Annotated in this window: 16 protein-coding genes; 6 read left to right on the top strand and 10 right to left on the bottom strand. The window is 67.6% G+C overall.

The window, feature by feature from the left end:
- Positions 1 to 58 precede the first annotated feature (58 nt).
- Positions 59 to 1336, top strand: a complete 1278-nt coding sequence (locus AC1M2K_RS06840) for a M18 family aminopeptidase (protein ID WP_480240368.1) — start codon at positions 59 to 61, stop codon at positions 1334 to 1336.
- Positions 1337 to 1436: 100 nt separating this feature from the next.
- On the opposite strand, the gene AC1M2K_RS06845 is transcribed toward AC1M2K_RS06840, so the two are convergent.
- Positions 1437 to 1805: a DUF4180 domain-containing protein gene (locus tag AC1M2K_RS06845; RefSeq protein WP_480240369.1), complete on the bottom strand. Its 369-nt coding sequence runs from the start codon at positions 1803 to 1805 to the stop codon at positions 1437 to 1439.
- A 75-nt stretch (positions 1806 to 1880) separates the two neighbouring features.
- Between AC1M2K_RS06845 and AC1M2K_RS06850 the strand changes: the two genes are divergently transcribed.
- From AC1M2K_RS06850 to AC1M2K_RS06860, 3 genes are all read left to right on the top strand, one after another.
- A complete protein-coding gene (locus AC1M2K_RS06850) occupies positions 1881 to 2906 on the top strand; it encodes a glutathione S-transferase family protein (RefSeq protein ID WP_480240370.1) in 1026 nt (341 codons plus the stop codon).
- 150 nt (positions 2907 to 3056) lie between these two features.
- Positions 3057 to 3725 carry an SRPBCC family protein gene (locus AC1M2K_RS06855; protein WP_480240371.1) on the top strand — a complete coding sequence of 223 codons (669 nt, stop codon included), beginning with the start codon at positions 3057 to 3059 and terminating at the stop codon, positions 3723 to 3725.
- A complete protein-coding gene (locus tag AC1M2K_RS06860; RefSeq protein WP_480238773.1) occupies positions 3725 to 4048 on the top strand; it encodes an ArsR/SmtB family transcription factor in 324 nt (107 codons plus the stop codon). The genes AC1M2K_RS06855 and AC1M2K_RS06860 overlap by 1 nt, the downstream gene beginning before the upstream one ends.
- 15 nt (positions 4049 to 4063) lie before the next feature.
- On the opposite strand, the gene AC1M2K_RS06865 is transcribed toward AC1M2K_RS06860, so the two are convergent.
- Genes AC1M2K_RS06865 through AC1M2K_RS06900 form a run of 8 tightly spaced genes read right to left on the bottom strand, consistent with a single transcriptional unit; the run spans position 4064 to position 12746 of the window.
- Positions 4064 to 4372 carry a putative quinol monooxygenase gene (locus AC1M2K_RS06865; protein ID WP_480238772.1) on the bottom strand — a complete coding sequence of 103 codons (309 nt, stop codon included), beginning with the start codon at positions 4370 to 4372 and terminating at the stop codon, positions 4064 to 4066.
- Positions 4373 to 4424: 52 nt separating this feature from the next.
- Positions 4425 to 4916, bottom strand: coding sequence for a glutathione peroxidase (locus tag AC1M2K_RS06870; RefSeq protein WP_480240372.1), 492 nt, complete (start codon positions 4914 to 4916; stop codon positions 4425 to 4427).
- 59 nt (positions 4917 to 4975) lie between these two features.
- The gene (locus AC1M2K_RS06875) at positions 4976 to 5689 is read right to left on the bottom strand and encodes a response regulator (protein ID WP_480238770.1); all 714 of its coding nucleotides are present in this window, start codon (positions 5687 to 5689) and stop codon (positions 4976 to 4978) included.
- Entirely contained in the window at positions 5686 to 8184 is a 2499-nt protein-coding gene (locus AC1M2K_RS06880; protein ID WP_480240373.1) for a DUF4118 domain-containing protein, read from the bottom strand. Before AC1M2K_RS06880 ends, AC1M2K_RS06875 begins: the two co-directional genes overlap by 4 nt.
- Positions 8185 to 8187: 3 nt before the next feature.
- Positions 8188 to 8796, bottom strand: coding sequence for a potassium-transporting ATPase subunit KdpC (gene kdpC / locus AC1M2K_RS06885; protein ID WP_480240374.1), 609 nt, complete (start codon positions 8794 to 8796; stop codon positions 8188 to 8190).
- Between the two features lie 31 nt (positions 8797 to 8827).
- A complete protein-coding gene (gene kdpB, locus AC1M2K_RS06890; RefSeq protein ID WP_480240375.1) occupies positions 8828 to 10981 on the bottom strand; it encodes a potassium-transporting ATPase subunit KdpB in 2154 nt (717 codons plus the stop codon).
- Positions 10982 to 10983: 2 nt separating this feature from the next.
- Complete coding sequence (gene kdpA / locus AC1M2K_RS06895) at positions 10984 to 12657, bottom strand: potassium-transporting ATPase subunit KdpA (protein WP_480240376.1); 1674 nt, start codon at positions 12655 to 12657, stop codon at positions 10984 to 10986.
- Positions 12657 to 12746 carry a potassium-transporting ATPase subunit F gene (locus AC1M2K_RS06900; RefSeq protein ID WP_480240377.1) on the bottom strand — a complete coding sequence of 30 codons (90 nt, stop codon included), beginning with the start codon at positions 12744 to 12746 and terminating at the stop codon, positions 12657 to 12659. Before AC1M2K_RS06900 ends, kdpA begins: the two co-directional genes overlap by 1 nt.
- A 319-nt stretch (positions 12747 to 13065) precedes the next feature.
- Between AC1M2K_RS06900 and AC1M2K_RS06905 the strand changes: the two genes are divergently transcribed.
- Both AC1M2K_RS06905 and AC1M2K_RS06910 read left to right on the top strand, forming a co-directional pair.
- On the top strand, positions 13066 to 13785 hold the full coding sequence (locus tag AC1M2K_RS06905) for an alpha/beta fold hydrolase (RefSeq protein WP_480238764.1): 720 nt from the start codon (positions 13066 to 13068) through the stop codon (positions 13783 to 13785).
- A 200-nt stretch (positions 13786 to 13985) separates the two neighbouring features.
- On the top strand, positions 13986 to 14900 hold the full coding sequence (locus AC1M2K_RS06910; RefSeq protein ID WP_480240378.1) for an intradiol ring-cleavage dioxygenase: 915 nt from the start codon (positions 13986 to 13988) through the stop codon (positions 14898 to 14900).
- Positions 14901 to 14906: 6 nt separating this feature from the next.
- Here AC1M2K_RS06910 and AC1M2K_RS06915 read toward each other — a convergent pair whose 3' ends face one another.
- Positions 14907 to 15710: a 3-hydroxybutyrate dehydrogenase gene (locus AC1M2K_RS06915; RefSeq protein ID WP_480240379.1), complete on the bottom strand. Its 804-nt coding sequence runs from the start codon at positions 15708 to 15710 to the stop codon at positions 14907 to 14909.
- Positions 15711 to 15829: the final 119 nt, after the last annotated feature.

Raw genomic sequence — 15829 nt, forward strand, 5'->3', positions numbered from 1 at the left:
CCTCCTGTCGACCGTTCACCGAGCCCGCCGGACGGCACGTGCGTGGTTGGATGGAATCATGGATTCCACGCCTGACCCGGTCGCCTACATCGACGACTTCGCCCGCTTCATCTCGGCCAGCCCGTCCTCCTACCACGCCGCAGCTGAGGTCGCCAGGCGCCTCGACGCCACCGGATACAGCCCGCTCACCGAGTCGAAGGACTGGCCATCCGGCCCTGGCAAGCGCTATGTGGTGCGCGACGGCGCGATCATCGCGTGGAACCAGCCCGCGGCATCCGGACCGACGACACCGTTCCGCATCCTCGGTGCCCACACCGACTCGCCCGGTTTCAAGCTCAAGCCGAAGCCGACGATCGGGTCGCACGGCTGGCTGCAGGCCGGCGTCGAGATCTACGGCGGCCCTCTGCTGAACTCGTGGCTCGACCGCGAGCTCGAACTCGCCGGCCGCCTCGTCACGCGCGACGGCCGTGAGTACCTCGTTCGCACGGGGCCGTTCATGCGGATCCCGCAGCTCGCCATCCACCTGGATCGCGACGCGAACAACGGCCTCACCCTCGACCGGCAGCGCCACACCGCCCCGGTCTTCGGCGTCGGCGATGCGAGCCAGGCCGACCTCGTCGGCCATCTCGCCTCTCTGGCCGGTATCGACGCCTGGGACGTCGCCGGGTACGACATCCTCACCGCCGACACCCAACCGCCCACGCGATTCGGCCTCGACAACGACCTGTTCGCCGCCGGTCGCATGGACAACCTCACCTCCGTCTACGCCGGCCTCGCCGCGCTGCTCGACGCCCCCGACTCCCGTCACATCAGCGTTCTGGCCGCGTTCGATCATGAGGAGCTCGGGTCGGAGTCCCGGTCGGGCGCGTCGGGTCCTTTCCTCGACGATGTGCTCACGCGGATCGGTGCCGGCCTCGGAGCATCCGTCATCGAGAGGCTGCGCGCCTACGCCGAATCGTGGTGCCTCTCCGCGGACGCGGGCCATTCGGTGCACCCGAACTACGCCGAGAAGCACGACCCGGCGAACCAGCCGGTCGCGGGATCCGGGCCGCTCGTGAAGATCAACGGCAATCAGCGCTACGCGACGGATGCCGTCGGCGTGGCCCTCTGGGAACGCGCGTGCGCTTCGGCCGACGTCCCGTACCAGGAGTTCGTGTCGAACAACACGGTGCCGTGCGGGTCGACGATCGGACCGCTGACGGCGACCCGCATCGGCATCCGCGTCGTGGACGTGGGCGTGCCCCTGCTGTCGATGCACTCCGCGCGTGAACTCGCGCACGTGGACGACCTCGTCGGACTCTCGGCGGCGGTCGGGGCGTTCTTCGCCGGGGTCTAAGCACCGTTCAACAGGAGACGGCGGGTGAAACCGGCGTTTTCCTCCTGTTCGGCGTGCGCGGAGGCCGTTCGCTCCTGCTGAGCGAACGGGGCGGGCATCGTCAGCCGGCGCGAGCGAGGAGCTTCGCCTCGAGCTCGGCCCGATCGGCCAGGAACCAGACGTGCCCGGCACGGTTCGACTCCCACACGAAGTCGCGGAGCGCACCGCTCGCCTCGACGTATGCGGAGATGTCACCGAGCACGACGAGCCTGAGTCGGTAGTTCACGATCTTCTGGGTGATCTCACCGGCGAGACCTGAGCTGAGGCGGAAGAACTCCGGATCCAGGCGAGAAACCGGCACAGCGATGACGGTCGCTTCGCTGCCCCAGGCGTCGCCGATGAGGTCGTTGGCCTGATCGGGGCGGGCGATGAGCGGCCCGTCCTCATCGAGGTACTGGACTCGGGTATCCGCGATGTCGAGAATCTCCATGGGCACAGGGTATCGAGTGGGAGTCCCCGGGTCGAGGCAGCGCTGACGCCCAGCCGCTGTGCCTAGGCTGGCGTCATGACCACCGAGCAGAGCACAGCAGGCAGCTACGTCGAACCGGGCGAGGAGTACACCCGTGACACGAACTACATCGAGGACCGCATCACCCGCGACGGTCGTGACGGCTGGCCCGTCGAACCCGGCCGGTACCGGCTCGTCGCCGCACGGGCCTGCCCCTGGGCGAACCGAACGGTGATCGTCCGCCGCCTGCTCGGACTCGAAGGGGTGATCTCGCTCGGCATGCCCGGCCCGACGCACGACGCCCGCAGCTGGACCTTCGACCTCGACCCTTACGGACTCGATCCCGTCCTCGGGATCCACTGGCTGCAGGATGCCTACTTCCGCCGGTTCGCTGACTACCCGCGCGGCATCACCGTCCCTGCCGTCGTCGAGGTGGCATCCGGGAAGGTCGTCACCAACAATTACCCGCAGATCACCCTCGATTTCGAGACCGAGTGGACCGAGTTCCACCGCGACGGCGCCCCCGATCTGTACCCGGAGCACCTGCGCGCAGAGATCGACGAGGTGAACGACGTCGTGTTCCGCGACGTGAACAACGGGGTCTACCGTGCCGGGTTCGCCGGGTCGCAGGAGGCATACGAAAAGGCGTACACGCGCCTGTTCGACCGGCTCGACTGGCTCGAGGAGCGGCTCACCACCCAGCGCTACCTCGTCGGCGACACCATCACCGAGGCAGACATCCGCCTCTTCACGACCCTCGCCCGGTTCGACGCCGTTTACCACGGGCATTTCAAGTGCAACCGCAACAAGCTCGCCGAGATGCCCGTGCTCTGGGCGTACGCGCGCGACCTGTTCCAGACGCCCGGTTTCGGAGACACCATCGACTTCGAGCAGATCAAGCAGCACTACTACGTCGTCCACTCCGACATCAACCCGACTGGAATCGTCCCTTCGGGGCCGGATGCCTCCGGCTGGCTCACCGCACACGGTCGCGAGGCGCTCGGTGGGCGCGCCTTCGGCGACGGAACCCCGCCGGGCCCGCCCGTCGACGGGGAGCGGGTACCTGCAGGGCACGGCGCCTAGCGCAGCGCCTAAGCGTCGCCCCGCGCACGCACTCACGAGTTCCGGACGTACTCACCTGGCGCACCGGGTGAGTGCGTCCGGAACAGGTGAGTAGACGAGCGGAACAAGCAGAGGGTTGCTCATATAAGTGCGCGCTGATACATTGTGTGCATGGACACTCCACTCGACACTCTTCATCAGACCACTGATCGCCAGATCCCCGCGGTGGACCGAACCGTCGGATCCCGGGTCGTCGGCGGCGAGGATGCCCGCATCGTCACCCTGACCCAGACCTACCCCAGCCCTCGCGCCGAGGTCTGGAACGCCATCACGACGGGCGACCGCATCGCCCGCTGGCTCATGCCGATCTCGGGTGACCTGAAGGTCGGCGGCCGCTACCAGCTCGAGGGCAACGCCGGAGGTGAGGTGCTCAGCTGCGCCGAACCCGACGCCCTCGAGGTCACCTGGGAGTACGGCGGCGACGTCAGCTGGGTCACCGCGACCCTCATGGGCGACGACGAATCTACGACACTCCTGATCGAGCACGTCGCCCACGTCGGTGACGAGGACTGGAAGGAATACGGCCCAGGCGCTGTCGGCATCGGCTGGGACTCGATGCTCCTCGGCCTCGCCCTCCACCTCGAGTCGGGTGTGAGCCTCGACCCCATGGAGGCGGCAGCCTGGAGCGCGTCGGCAGACGGCATCCGTTTCATGACCAGGAGCGGCCTGGCCTGGCGCGACGCGAACATCGAGGCCGGAGAGAGCGAAGCGGATGCCTCGGCGGCCGCAGAACGGTGCATCGTCGCGTACACGGGGGCGGGCGCCGGCCCCGACGCGTAGTGCACGCCCTCGATATCCTCGGGGATCCGGTGAGGCGCCGGATCCTCGAACTCCTCGCCGCCGGTGAACTGTCGGCCGGAGCGATCGTCGAAGCGATCGCGAAGGAGTTCGGGATCAGCCAGCCCGCGGTCTCGCAGCACCTCAAAGTGCTCAGGGAGAGCGGGTTCGCGAGCGTGCGCGTCGACGGCCGGCGTCGGATCTACGCGGTCGAGCCGGAACCGCTCAGGGCAGCGGACGAATGGTTCGACACGTTCCGCGGGTTCTGGACCCAGCGGCTCGACGCTCTCGGTACCGAACTGGCCAGGGGACGCCATCGGCCCTGACGGATGCCGGGCAGGTCAGCTGAGTGGACGCAACCAGGTCAGGGTCGACCCGCCACCCTCGACGAGTGGGCCGAGCTTGCTGTTGAAGATCGCGGAGTGCTCCGAGGCGAGGTGCGCGTCGAACGCCTCGCGGTCTGTGTACACCTCGTACACGAAGAACACGTCGGGGTCGTCGGTCTTGCGGTGGGCGTCGAAGACGATGTTGCCCGGCTCTGTGCGGACGGCGTCGACCAGGTCGGCAAGCAGCGCAGCAACGGCTTCGGCCTGTGCGGGGAGCGCGGTGAACTCGGCGTACAGGGTCGGACGTTCGATGATGAGGGTCACAGCCCCGAGAATACCGGCACGCTCCGACGATGACGCCGGGACGCGCGCGGGATCAGGCCTGTGCGGGCTGAAGCGCGCCTTCGATGACCGCGACGATCTCGGGGGCATCCGGAACCGTCGTCGGGCGGAAGCGGTGCACCTCGTCGTCCGGCGTGATGACGAACTTCTCGAAGTTCCACTTGACCTTGCCTGCCTTGCCTGCGGCATCCGGAGTCTTCGTCAGCTCGACGTAGAGCGGGTGCGCGTTCCTGCCGTTCACCTTCGTCTTCTCGAACAGCGGGAACGTGACACCGTGGTTGATCCGGCAGGTCTCCTCGATCGCGTCACCCTCGCCCGGCTCCTGGAAGAACTGGTTGCTCGGGAAGCCGAGAACGATGAAACCGCGGTCGCGGTACTTCTGGTACATCGCCTCGAGCGTGTCGTACTGCGGCGCGAGCCCGCATTTGGAGGCAACGTTGACGACGATCACGACCTTGTCCTCGTGCTCGGCCAGCGTCGTGGTCGAACCGGAGATCGTGGTCAGGGGAATGTCGCGAATGCTCATAGCCAGACACTAATGACGGATGCTGCAAGTTGGCTGACTGCATTTATGCAGTCTCTGCATTATTGGACCTGATCGGCTGGGCGGGCGGCATCAGGCAGGAACCGGTAGCCCATCCCGGATTCGGTGAGCAGGTACCGGGGTCGGGTGGGGTCCGGTTCCAGCTTCTTGCGTAGCTGAGCGATGTAGAGGCGGAGGTACCCGGTGTCGCTGACGTGCGTGCTGCCCCAGATCTCGGCGAGGATCGTCTGCCGGGTGACGAGCTTGCCGGCGTTGCGCACGAGCATCTCGAGTACCGCCCACTCGGTGGGTGTCAGACGCACAAGGGTCGACCCGCCGTCGGTGGCCCGCGTCACACTCTTCGCGACGAGATCCACTGTGACGTCGGCGAAGGTGACGAGGGGTTCGTCGTCCGTCGAGGTGACCCGCCGGGTGAGCGCGCGGATCCGGGCGAGGAGCTCGTCGATCGAGAAGGGCTTGGTGACGTAGTCGTCTGCGCCGGCGTCGAGTGCCTCGACCTTGTCTGTGGCGGTGCTGCGACCGGAGACGACGAGGATCGGTGCCGTCGTCCAGCCGCGGAGTCCTTCGATCACCTGGATGCCGTCGAGTTCAGGCATCCCGAGATCGAGGAGATAGAGGTCCGGGTGGTGCGCGATCGCCGCGTTGATCGCTTCGGTGCCCGTCGTCGCCGTGATGATCTCGTAGCCGCGAGCGCCGAGCGTGACCCGGAGGGCGCGCAGGATCTGGGGGTCGTCGTCGGCGACGAGGATCTTCATGAGCTGCCGTTCGTTGTTCGAGTGTCGAAGAGGGGCAGTGAGACCACCATGGTGAGTCCGCCGCCCGGGGTGTCTTCCAGGTCGAGGATGCCGCCCATCCCCTCGGTGAATCCCTTGGAGAGCGCGAGACCCAGGCCGAGTCCTGTGGAGTTGTCGGTGTCGCCGAGACGCTGGAACGGCACGAAGACCTCGTCTCGCCGGTCGGCCGGGATCCCCGGACCGTGGTCGACGACGCGGATCTCGGCCGTGCGGCCGAAACTGCTTGTCGACACCCGCACCCGTGTGCCGTCCCGTGAGTAGCGATGGGCGTTGGCGAGCAAATTCACGATGACCCGCTGCAGCAGCCCGGAGTCGGCGAGGACGGGAGGAAGGTCCTGGCTGAGGTCCAGTTCGACCTCGTGCGGGCCGAAGCCGAGCTCGTCGAGTGCCGGGAGGATCACGTCATCGACGTCGACCTCGATGAGTGAGACGGCGAGGGCGCCGGCCTGCAACCTGCTGACGTCGAGCAGGCTCGTGACGAGGAACGACAGGGTGCCGAGGCTCTCTTCGGCCGTCGCGAGGAGCTCTTCGCGATCCGCCTCGGACCACGACACCTCGGCTGTGCGCAGCCCGCTGACCGCAGCCGTTGCCGCCGCGAGCGGACGGCGGAGGTCATGGCTCACTGCGGACAGCAGCGCACTGCGCACCCTGTCGGATTCGGCCAGAGGGCCGACCTCCCTGGCGGTTTCGCTGAGTGCGCTGTGCTCGAGGGCGGCGTCGATCTGCGTGGTGATCACTGCAAGCAGGCGCCCCTCGTCGGCGTTGATGTCCGGTCCGTAGAGTTCGAGAACGGCTCGATCGCCGACTGTGACGGTGGTGTGGGCGTCGTCAGGGGTCGGTTCGCCGTCGCTGGCGAGTACCCGTCCGTCGGAGACCAGTCGCACACCGGTGAGCCGGAAGGCTTCGCGCGTGCGGCTCACCAGCGCCTGGAGGGCATCCTCACCGCGCAGCACGCTCCCGGCGACGGTGGCCAGGAGCTCGGATTCGGCGGCAGCGCGCTTCGCCGTTCGTGACCGTCGGGCGGCCTGGTCGACCACATAGCTGACGAGCATGGCGTTGAGCACATAGAGGGTGAGCGCGAGCAGGTGGAGCGGTTCATCGACGGTGACGGTGAAGAGCGGGTCGACGAAGAAGAAGTCGAGGGTGAGGCCGGAGAGAACGGCGGCGAAGAGCGCAGGCCAGATCCCGCCGAGCAGCGCGACGACGATGACGAGCAGTTGGTAGCTGAGCACGTCGCTCGTGATGGACTCCTCGTTGCGCGTCGAAACGAGAAGCCAGGTGAGCAGCGGCCCGCCGACGAGGGCGAGGGCGAAACCGGCGATCCGGCGCCGGATCGAGAGCGCACCGGCGAACCGCGGCAGCGCGATCCGGTTGCCTGCTGCGGCGTGGTTGACGACGTGGACGTCGATGTCACCGGACTCGCGGATGATCGTCGCGCCGATGCCTGGGCCGGTCAGCGCGGCCATCGCCCTGCTGCGCCTCGAGACGCCGATCACCAGCTGGGAGGCGTTGTTCGCCCGCGCGAACTCGACGAGGGCATGGGGGATGTCGTCTCCGACGACCTGGTGGAACGTCCCGCCGAGTTGCTCGACGAGGGCGCGCTGGCGCACGAGGGCCTCGGGATGGGACGACCGCAGGCCGTCCTGGCTCGTGATGTGGACGGCGATGAGGTCGCCGCCCGCGCTTCTGGCCGCGATCCGTGCTCCGCGGCGGAGCAGCGTCTCACCCTCAGGGCCGCCCGTGAGTGTGACGACGACCCGTTCGCGGGCCTCCCACTTGCTGTCGATGCCCTTCTCGGCCCGGTAGTTCTTCAGCGCGCTGTCTACTTCGTCGGCGAGCCAGAGCAGGGCGAGCTCGCGGAGCGCGGTGAGGTTGCCGAGCCGGAAGTAGTTCGACAGTGCGGCGTCGATGCGTTCGGCCGGGTAGACATTGCCCTGGGCCAGTCGATCGCGGAGCGCTTGCGGTGCGAGGTCGACGACTTCGATCTGGTCCGCTGACCGCAGGATGCCGTCGGGGATCGTCTCACGCTGGGGGACCCCGGTGATCTGCTGCACGACGTCGTTGAGAGATTCGATGTGCTGGATGTTCACGGTCGACATGACGTCGATCCCCGCGTCGAGGAGTGTGCGGACGTCCTGCCACCGTTTTTCGTGCGACGAACCGGGCGCGTTGGAGTGGGCGAGCTCGTCGACGAGGGCGAGGTCCGGCTTGCGGGCCAGGATGGCATCCAGATCCATCTCGTCGAGGTCGACGCCTCGGTGCGACACGACGCGGCGCGGGACGATCTCGAGCCCGGCGGTCATCGCCTTCGTTGCCGCGCGCCCGTGGGTCTCGACGACCCCGACGACGACATCTTTGCCCTCGCCCGTGAGTCGCCTGCCCTCCTCGAGCATGGTGAAGGTCTTGCCGACGCCGGGCGCGGCCCCGAGAAGCACCCTCAGCGTTCCCCGCTTCATTGGTTAGCCTTTCAGCTGGTCAAGGGCCTCGTTGAGCTGGAGGACGTTCACCGTCGGCTCGCCCAGGTAACCGAGGTCTCGTCCCTGAATTCTAGACTCGACCAGGTCGTGCACCGTGGCCACGGGCAGCCCGCGCTCGGCCGCGATCCGGTCGACCTGCAGCTCGGCATATGCCGGGCTGATGTGCGGGTCGAGACCCGAAGCGGATGCCGTCAGCGCGTCAACGGGGACGTCCGCCGGGTCGACCCCTTCGAATGCCGCGATGGCCGAGCGCCGGTCGGTGACGGCGGAGATCAGGTCGGGGTTCTCCGGGCCCCAGTTCGATCCGCTCGACGCTCCCGCGTCGTATCCGGCGCCGGCTGCTGATGGCCGTGGCTGGAACCATTGAGGAAGGGGAGCGCCGTCGGCGTCGCTGAACGACTGCCCGACCAGGGCCGAGCCCACGACCCTGCCGTCATTGGCCACAGCGGAGCCGTTGGCCTGCCAGGGCAGAGCGAATTGGCCTGCGGCAGTGACACCGATCGGGTAGAGGATGCCGAGGGCTGCAGTGAGGACGAGCATGGCGCGGAGGGCCACCCAGTGATGGCGGAGGCCTGTGCGTGTGGAGGTCATTGCCGGTTCTTCTTTCTTCGTCGCTGTCGGCTCAGAAGCCGGGGATCACGCTGACGAGCAGGTCGATGAGTTTGATGCCGATGAAGGGGGTGAGGACGCCGCCGAGCCCGTAGACGAGGAGGTTCCTCGACAGGATCCGCGAGGCGTTCATCGCCCGGTAGCGCACGCCGCGGAGTGCAAGAGGGATGAGGATGACGATGACGACCGCGTTGAAGATGATCGCCGACAGGATCGCCGACGCCGGCGAGTGCAGCTGCATGACGTTGAGCACGGCGAGTCCTGGGAACGCTCCGGCAAACATCGCGGGGATGATCGCGAAGTACTTCGCGATGTCGTTAGCGATCGAGAACGTCGTCAGGGCGCCGCGGGTGATCAGCAGTTGCTTTCCGATGCGCACGATGTCGATGAGCTTCGTCGGATCGGAGTCGAGGTCGACCATGTTGCCGGCCTCCTTCGCGGCCGACGTTCCTGTGTTCATCGCGACACCGACATCCGCCTGGGCGAGCGCAGGGGCGTCGTTCGTGCCGTCTCCGGTCATCGCGACGAGGTTTCCGCCCGCCTGCTCCCGTCGGATCAGCGCGAGCTTGTCTTCGGGCGTCGCCTCGGCCAGGTAGTCGTCGACGCCGGCCTCTGCCGCGATGGCCTTCGCCGTCAGGGGGTTGTCACCGGTGATCATGATCGTTCGGATGCCCATTGCCCGCAGCTCCGCGAACCGATCGGCCAGCCCGTGTTTGACGACGTCCTTGAGGTGGATGACGCCGAGGATGCGACCGGCGCCCTCCGGCGACTTCATCGCCACGACGAGGGGTGTGCCGCCCGACTGCGAGATCCGGTCGGCCTGATCGGTGAGGTCGGCGAACTGGAGGGAGGGGATCTCACCGTCTTCCCTGATCCAGGCGAGCACGGCGGAGGCTGCGCCCTTGCGGATCTGTGAGCCGTCAGGGGCGTCGAGTCCGCTCATGCGGGTCTGTGCGGTGAACGGGACGACGTCCCCGGGCACGGAATCGGCGACATCCGCCCCGTTCAGTCTCGCGAGGGCGACGATCGACTTCCCCTCCGGGGTGGGGTCGGCGAGCGACGACAGTGCTGCCGTGCGGATGAGTTCCGGTTCGTTCACACCGCCCAGCCGGACGAACTCGGCCGCCTGTCGGTTGCCGTAGGTGATGGTGCCGGTCTTATCGAGCAGCAGGGTGGTCACGTCGCCGGCCGCCTCGACCGCACGACCGGACATGGCCAGAACGTTGCGCTGCACGAGCCTGTCCATGCCGGCGATGCCGATCGCAGACAGAAGCGCGCCGATGGTCGTGGGGATGAGGCAGACCAGAAGGGCGACGAGGACGGGGATGCTGACGGATGCCTGCGAGTACGCCGCGATCGGATTCACCGTGAGGACGACGACCACGAAGATGATCGAGAGGCTCGCGAGGAGGATGTTGAGGGCGATCTCGTTCGGTGTGCGCTGCCGGGATGCTCCCTCCACGAGCGCGATCATGCGGTCGACGAACGTCTCACCCGGCTTCGAGGTGATGCGTACGACGATGCGGTCGGACAGGACGCGGGTGCCGCCGGTGACGGCGCTGCGGTCTCCGCCGGACTCGCGGACGACGGGGGCGGATTCGCCGGTGATCGCGGATTCGTCGACCGAGGCGATGCCGTGGACGATGTCGCCGTCGCCGGGGATGAGTTCACCGGCCGTGACGACGACGACGTCACCGAGCAGCAGTTCGGCCGAGGAGACGGCGTCGACCGTTCCGCGTTCGGCGGCAGGGTCGATGGCGGCGTCGTAGCCGGTGACGCGGTGGGCGATGGTGCTCGTGCGGGTCTTGCGCAGGCTGTCGGCCTGTGCTTTTCCGCGCCCCTCGGCGATGGATTCGGCGAGGTTCGCGAAGAGCACTGTGAGCCAGAGCCAGACGGTGATCCCCCAGGTGAAGCTCGCCGGGATGGCGGTTCCGCCCGAGGTGCCCGGGCCGCCGAGGAACGGTTCAGCGACGGCCAGTACCGTGGTGAGCACCGCGCCGATCTCGACGATGAACATGACCGGGTTGTGCCACATCTCGCGTGGATCGAGTTTGCGGACCGCCCCGGGCAGGGCCGCGGTGAAGAGGCTGAACGCTCCGTCCGGCTGCGTGCGCGGATGCTCGGTGTCGGGGGAATCGATGGATTTCGGGGTCGTGAGTGTCGACATGGTTACTGCAGCCCTTCCGCCAGGGGACCCAGCGCGAGTACGGGGAAAAAGGTGAGGGCGGTCACGAGGACCGTGACGCCGGTGAGGAGCCCGACGAACTGTGGTCTGTGGGTCGGGAGGGTTCCCGCCGTGGCCGGTACGGCATCCTGCGCCGCGAGGGAACCGGCGAGGGCGAGCACAAGAACGATCGGGATGAAGCGCCCGAGCAGCATGGCGACGCCGAGGGCGACGTTGAACCAGGGGGTGTTCGCGGTGAGCCCGGCGAACGCCGACCCGTTGTTGTTCGCCGCCGACGTGAACGCGTACAGGACCTCGGACATGCCGTGCAGGCCGGGGTTCCAGATCGAGGTGGATTCGACATCCGCCCGCACGGCGGGGATCGCGAAGCTCAGCGCCGTCCCCGCCAGGACGAGCGTCGGGGTGATGAGGATGTAGAGGCTGGCGAGTTTGATCTCGCGGGCACCGATCTTCTTGCCGAGGTACTCCGGTGTGCGGCCGACGAGGAGCCCGCCGATGAACACCGCGAGAATCGCGAGCACGAGCATCCCGTACAGCCCCGATCCGACTCCGCCTGGGGCGACTTCTCCGAGCATCATGTTGATCATCGGGATCATGCCGCCGAGAGACGTGAACGAGTCGTGCATCGAGTTGACGGCTCCGGTCGAGGTCAGAGTGCTCGTCGAACCGAAGAGCGCAGAGGCGAGGATTCCGAACCGTTGCTCCTTGCCCTCGAGCGCGCCACCGGCGAGTTCGGGGGCCGTGCCGGCGCCGTTGAGTTCGAGCGTGGTGAGGATGGTGAGCGACGCGAGGTAGATCGTGGCCATGACGGCGAGGATGGCGTAGCCCTGTCTCCGGTCTCCGACCATCCGGCCGAGTGTGCGCGGGAGGCTGAACGGGATTACCAGCATGAGCACGTTCTGCAGCAGGCTCGTCCACGCGGTCGGGTTCTCGAATGGATGCGCCGAGTTCACATTGAAGAACCCGCCGCCGTTCGTCCCGAGGAGTTTGATGGCCTCCTGTGATGCGACCGGCCCGCCGGGGATGTTCTGCGTACCTCCGCTGAGCGTGGTCACCTCGGTGAACCCGTTGACGTTCTGGATGACGCCGCCGGCGATGAGGATGACGGCCGCGACGACCGAGAGGGGAAGCAGGAGACGGAGGATGCCGCGGGTCAGGTCGACCCAGAAGTTGCCGATCGTGCCCGAGCGGCGCAGGGCGAAGCCGCGGATCAGGGCGATGGCGACGGCGATCCCGACGGCGGCCGAGACGAAGTTCTGTACCGCGAGCCCGGCGAGCTGGACCGTGTACCCCATCGTGAGTTCGGGCGAGTAGGACTGCCAGTTCGTGTTGGCCACGAACGAGGCCGCCGTGTTGAACGACAGCCCCTCGGGTACAGCCGGGAGCCCGAGTGACCAGGGGAGCACCGCCTGGGCGCGCTGGAGGAGGTAGACCAGCAGCATCCCCACGACGGAGAAGGCGAGCACGCCGCGGAGGTACGACGGCCAGGCCTGCTCCGACCGGGAGTCGACCCCGATCAGACGGTAGAAGCCGCGCTCGGCAGCGAGGTCGGTGCGTGACGTGTAGATCCGCGCCATGTAGTCGCCCAGCGGGCGGTGCACGACGACGAGGATCAGGACGAGGGTGGCGACCGGAAGGATCGCGAGGAGAACATCCATCAGAATCGCTCCGGCTTCATGAGAGCGAAGACGAGAAAGACGATGGCGCTGACGGCCAGGGCCACAGCGAGGAGGTCGAAGAAGATCACAGCTTCTCGACCCCCCTGGCGACGAGGCCGACCAGCGCGAACACGGCGATCATGCCGAGGACGAAGACGATGTCTAGCAAGAGAGACTCCAGGGGAGACGGATGCCACGTCCCCGGTCAGGGAGGTGACTGCCACGGGGGCACAGCACCCAATCAAACTCTCGCCGCGGAGCCTGTTCGCCGGTCCTAACGACTTCCATACGGCGCATCGGCTGACCCTCACGGTTCCCATACGGACGGGCGATCTGCGCGGTCGTCCTGGGGCTTCCGCCGGCGTCTTGATGGCGTGCGAGAGCGGTCGTCGTACCTAGGATGAAGGCATGCCAGCCACCGTCATCCTCGTGCACGGACTGCGAACATCCGCCACCCTGTGGCGTCACCAGGTGGAGCACCTCGGGCGACTCGGCATCCCCACCGATGCGATCGACCTGCCGGGGCACGGACGCCGGCTCGGCGAACGCTTCACGCTGGATGCCGCCCTGAACGGGATCGGAGACGCGGTGGCGGCGGCCGAGGCATCCGGCACCAAACCGTATCTGGTGGGATTCTCGCTGGGCGGCTACCTGGCGATCGAGTGGGTGGCCCGCAACCCCGGTCGGGTCGCCGGTCTGCTCGCCGCCGCGTGCGCAACCGTGCCCCACCCCGTCGTGATGCACGGCTGGCGCGGCATTTCGAAGGTGATCCACACGTTCCCCGACCGCGGCCGCGCGCTCAACGACTTCACGGTGCGGCTGTTCGTTCCGCAACCTGGCGCGACGGATGTGATCGCCGGGGGCGTCGCCCTCGAGGTCATGGACGACGTGCTCCGGTCACTCCTGAAGCTGCGCCCGCTCGAACGCCTGCCTGAGATCGACGTGCCCGTGCTCTTCGTCAACGGACGGTTCGATCACGTTCGCGCCCACGCGGGCCGCTATCTCGCCGCGACCCGCAACGGCCGGCTGGTCACGGTGCCCGGCGCCAGCCACATGGTCAGTGTCGTGCGACCGCACGAGTTCACGGACGCCCTGCTCGACGGTTACCGAGAGGCGACCTCCCGCTGACGCCGCGCTGGGCCAGGGCATCACTTCCGGACGAGAGCACCCGGCGTGCCTGATGCTTTCGTCCGGAAGTGATTCTCTCGTGCCGGATGCGATGTGGTCGGGGCTGGGACCCTTACGCGAGTCATGGCGCACTCATAGCCTTTTCATGGGGTGGATGCCGATGCTGGATCTGTCCACGAGCCAGCCGAGAAGAGATCCCCATGAGCCGCATCCCCGAACCCGAGTCCACCCCGGAGGGCCCCGCCTACGAAGGTCGGCTCCTCGACCGCGCCGACGAGGAGGTCGTCGACCAGGGAGTCGCGTTCGACATCCGCACCCTGCTGAATCGGCGGGCGATGCTGGGCCTCCTGGGGTTCGGCGTCGGAGCCATCGCCCTGGCGGCGTGCACGACCGACACCGGGGGCAGCACCGGTTCCGGGTCGACAGCGACCACGTCGACGGGGGAGATCCCCGACGAGACAGCAGGGCCGTACCCGGGAGACGGGTCCAACGGGGCCGACATCCTGGAGCAGTCCGGCGTGGTGCGCAGCGACATCCGTTCCAGTCTCGACGGAGGAACGACCGCTGCGGGAGTTCCGATGGCCCTCACCCTCACCATCCTGGACATGGCCAACGACGACGCGCCGTTCGCGGATGCCGCGGTGTACGTCTGGCACTGTGACAGCGCCGGCGGCTACTCGATGTACTCGTACGGCATCGAGAACGAGACCTACCTGCGCGGTGTGCAGGTGGCGGACAGCGACGGGGTCGTGAGCTTCACGTCGATCTTCCCCGCCTGTTACTCAGGCCGCTGGCCGCACATCCACTTCGAGGTGTATCCGTCGGTGGACGACATCACGGATTCGACGACGGCGATCGCGACGTCACAGGTGGCTCTTCCTCAAAAGGAGTGCGACACGGTGTACGCGCTCGCCGGGTACGAGGGGTCGAGTTCGAACCTCGCGCAGGTCAGCCTCGACGCCGACAACGTGTTCGGCGATGACGGAGGAGCGTTGCAACTGGCGACGGTGTCCGGAGGCGCGGGCTCGGGTTACCAGGTCGCGCTCACCGTGCGCGTCGACACCGGAACGACCCCGACGGCTGGTGCGGCGCCCGGCGGCGGTCCGGGCGCTTGATCGCGACTAACGCGCGGACCAGCCGCCGTCCATCGTGTAGCTGGCGCCGGTCACCATGGCGGCGTCCGGGGAGGCCAGCCAGGCGATGAGTGACCCGACCTCGTGCGGTTCGACGAGGCGCTTCACTGCACTCTCGGTGAGCATGATCCTGCTGAGCACTTCGTCCTCGGGGATGCCATGGACGGCGGCCTGGTCGGCGATCTGCTTCTCGACGAGCGGTGTCCGCACGTAACCGGGGCTCACGCAGTTGCTGGTGACGCCGTGCTCTCCGCCCTCGAGGGCGGTGACCTTCGACAGCCCTTCGAGGCCGTGCTTGGCCGCAACGTAGGCGCTCTTGAACGGGGAGGCGCGGATGCCGTGGACGCTCGACACGTTGATGATCCGCCCGAACCCTGTGGCGTACATGCCCGGTAGCGCCGACCTGATCAGCAGGAACGGCACCTCGAGCATCAGGGTGAGGATGCGGCGGAAGTCTGCGGGCTCGAAGTCCTCGATGGGGCTGACCCGCTGGATGCCGGCGTTGTTGACGAGGATGTCGACGCCGTCCATCGCGTCCGCCAGCCTGGCATCCGTCACTGCGTCCGAATCGAGGAGGTTCGCGCCCCAGCTCGAACCGTTCACCTCGTCGGCGAGGGCAGTCGCGCCCTCTTCGTCCATGTCTGCGACGACGACGTGCGCGCCATGTGCAGCGAGTGCGCGTGCGGCGGCGGCGCCGATTCCGCTCGCTCCACCTGTGACCAGTGCTCGCTTGCCGGCGAGCGGCAGACGCACCGGGGCGGTGTCGGTGGCGGGCTGGAAGATGTCGGTCATCAGAGTTCCTTTGGAGCGGGGCGGATGCCGTTGAGTGCGGATTCCGGGCGACGCGAGAGTGCGCGTTGCCCGGCGGAGACCGAAGAGGCCGGCGGAGCTCGCGCCCCGCCGGCCTCAAG

It is taken from the genome of Mycetocola sp. Y171 (assembly GCF_056713165.1).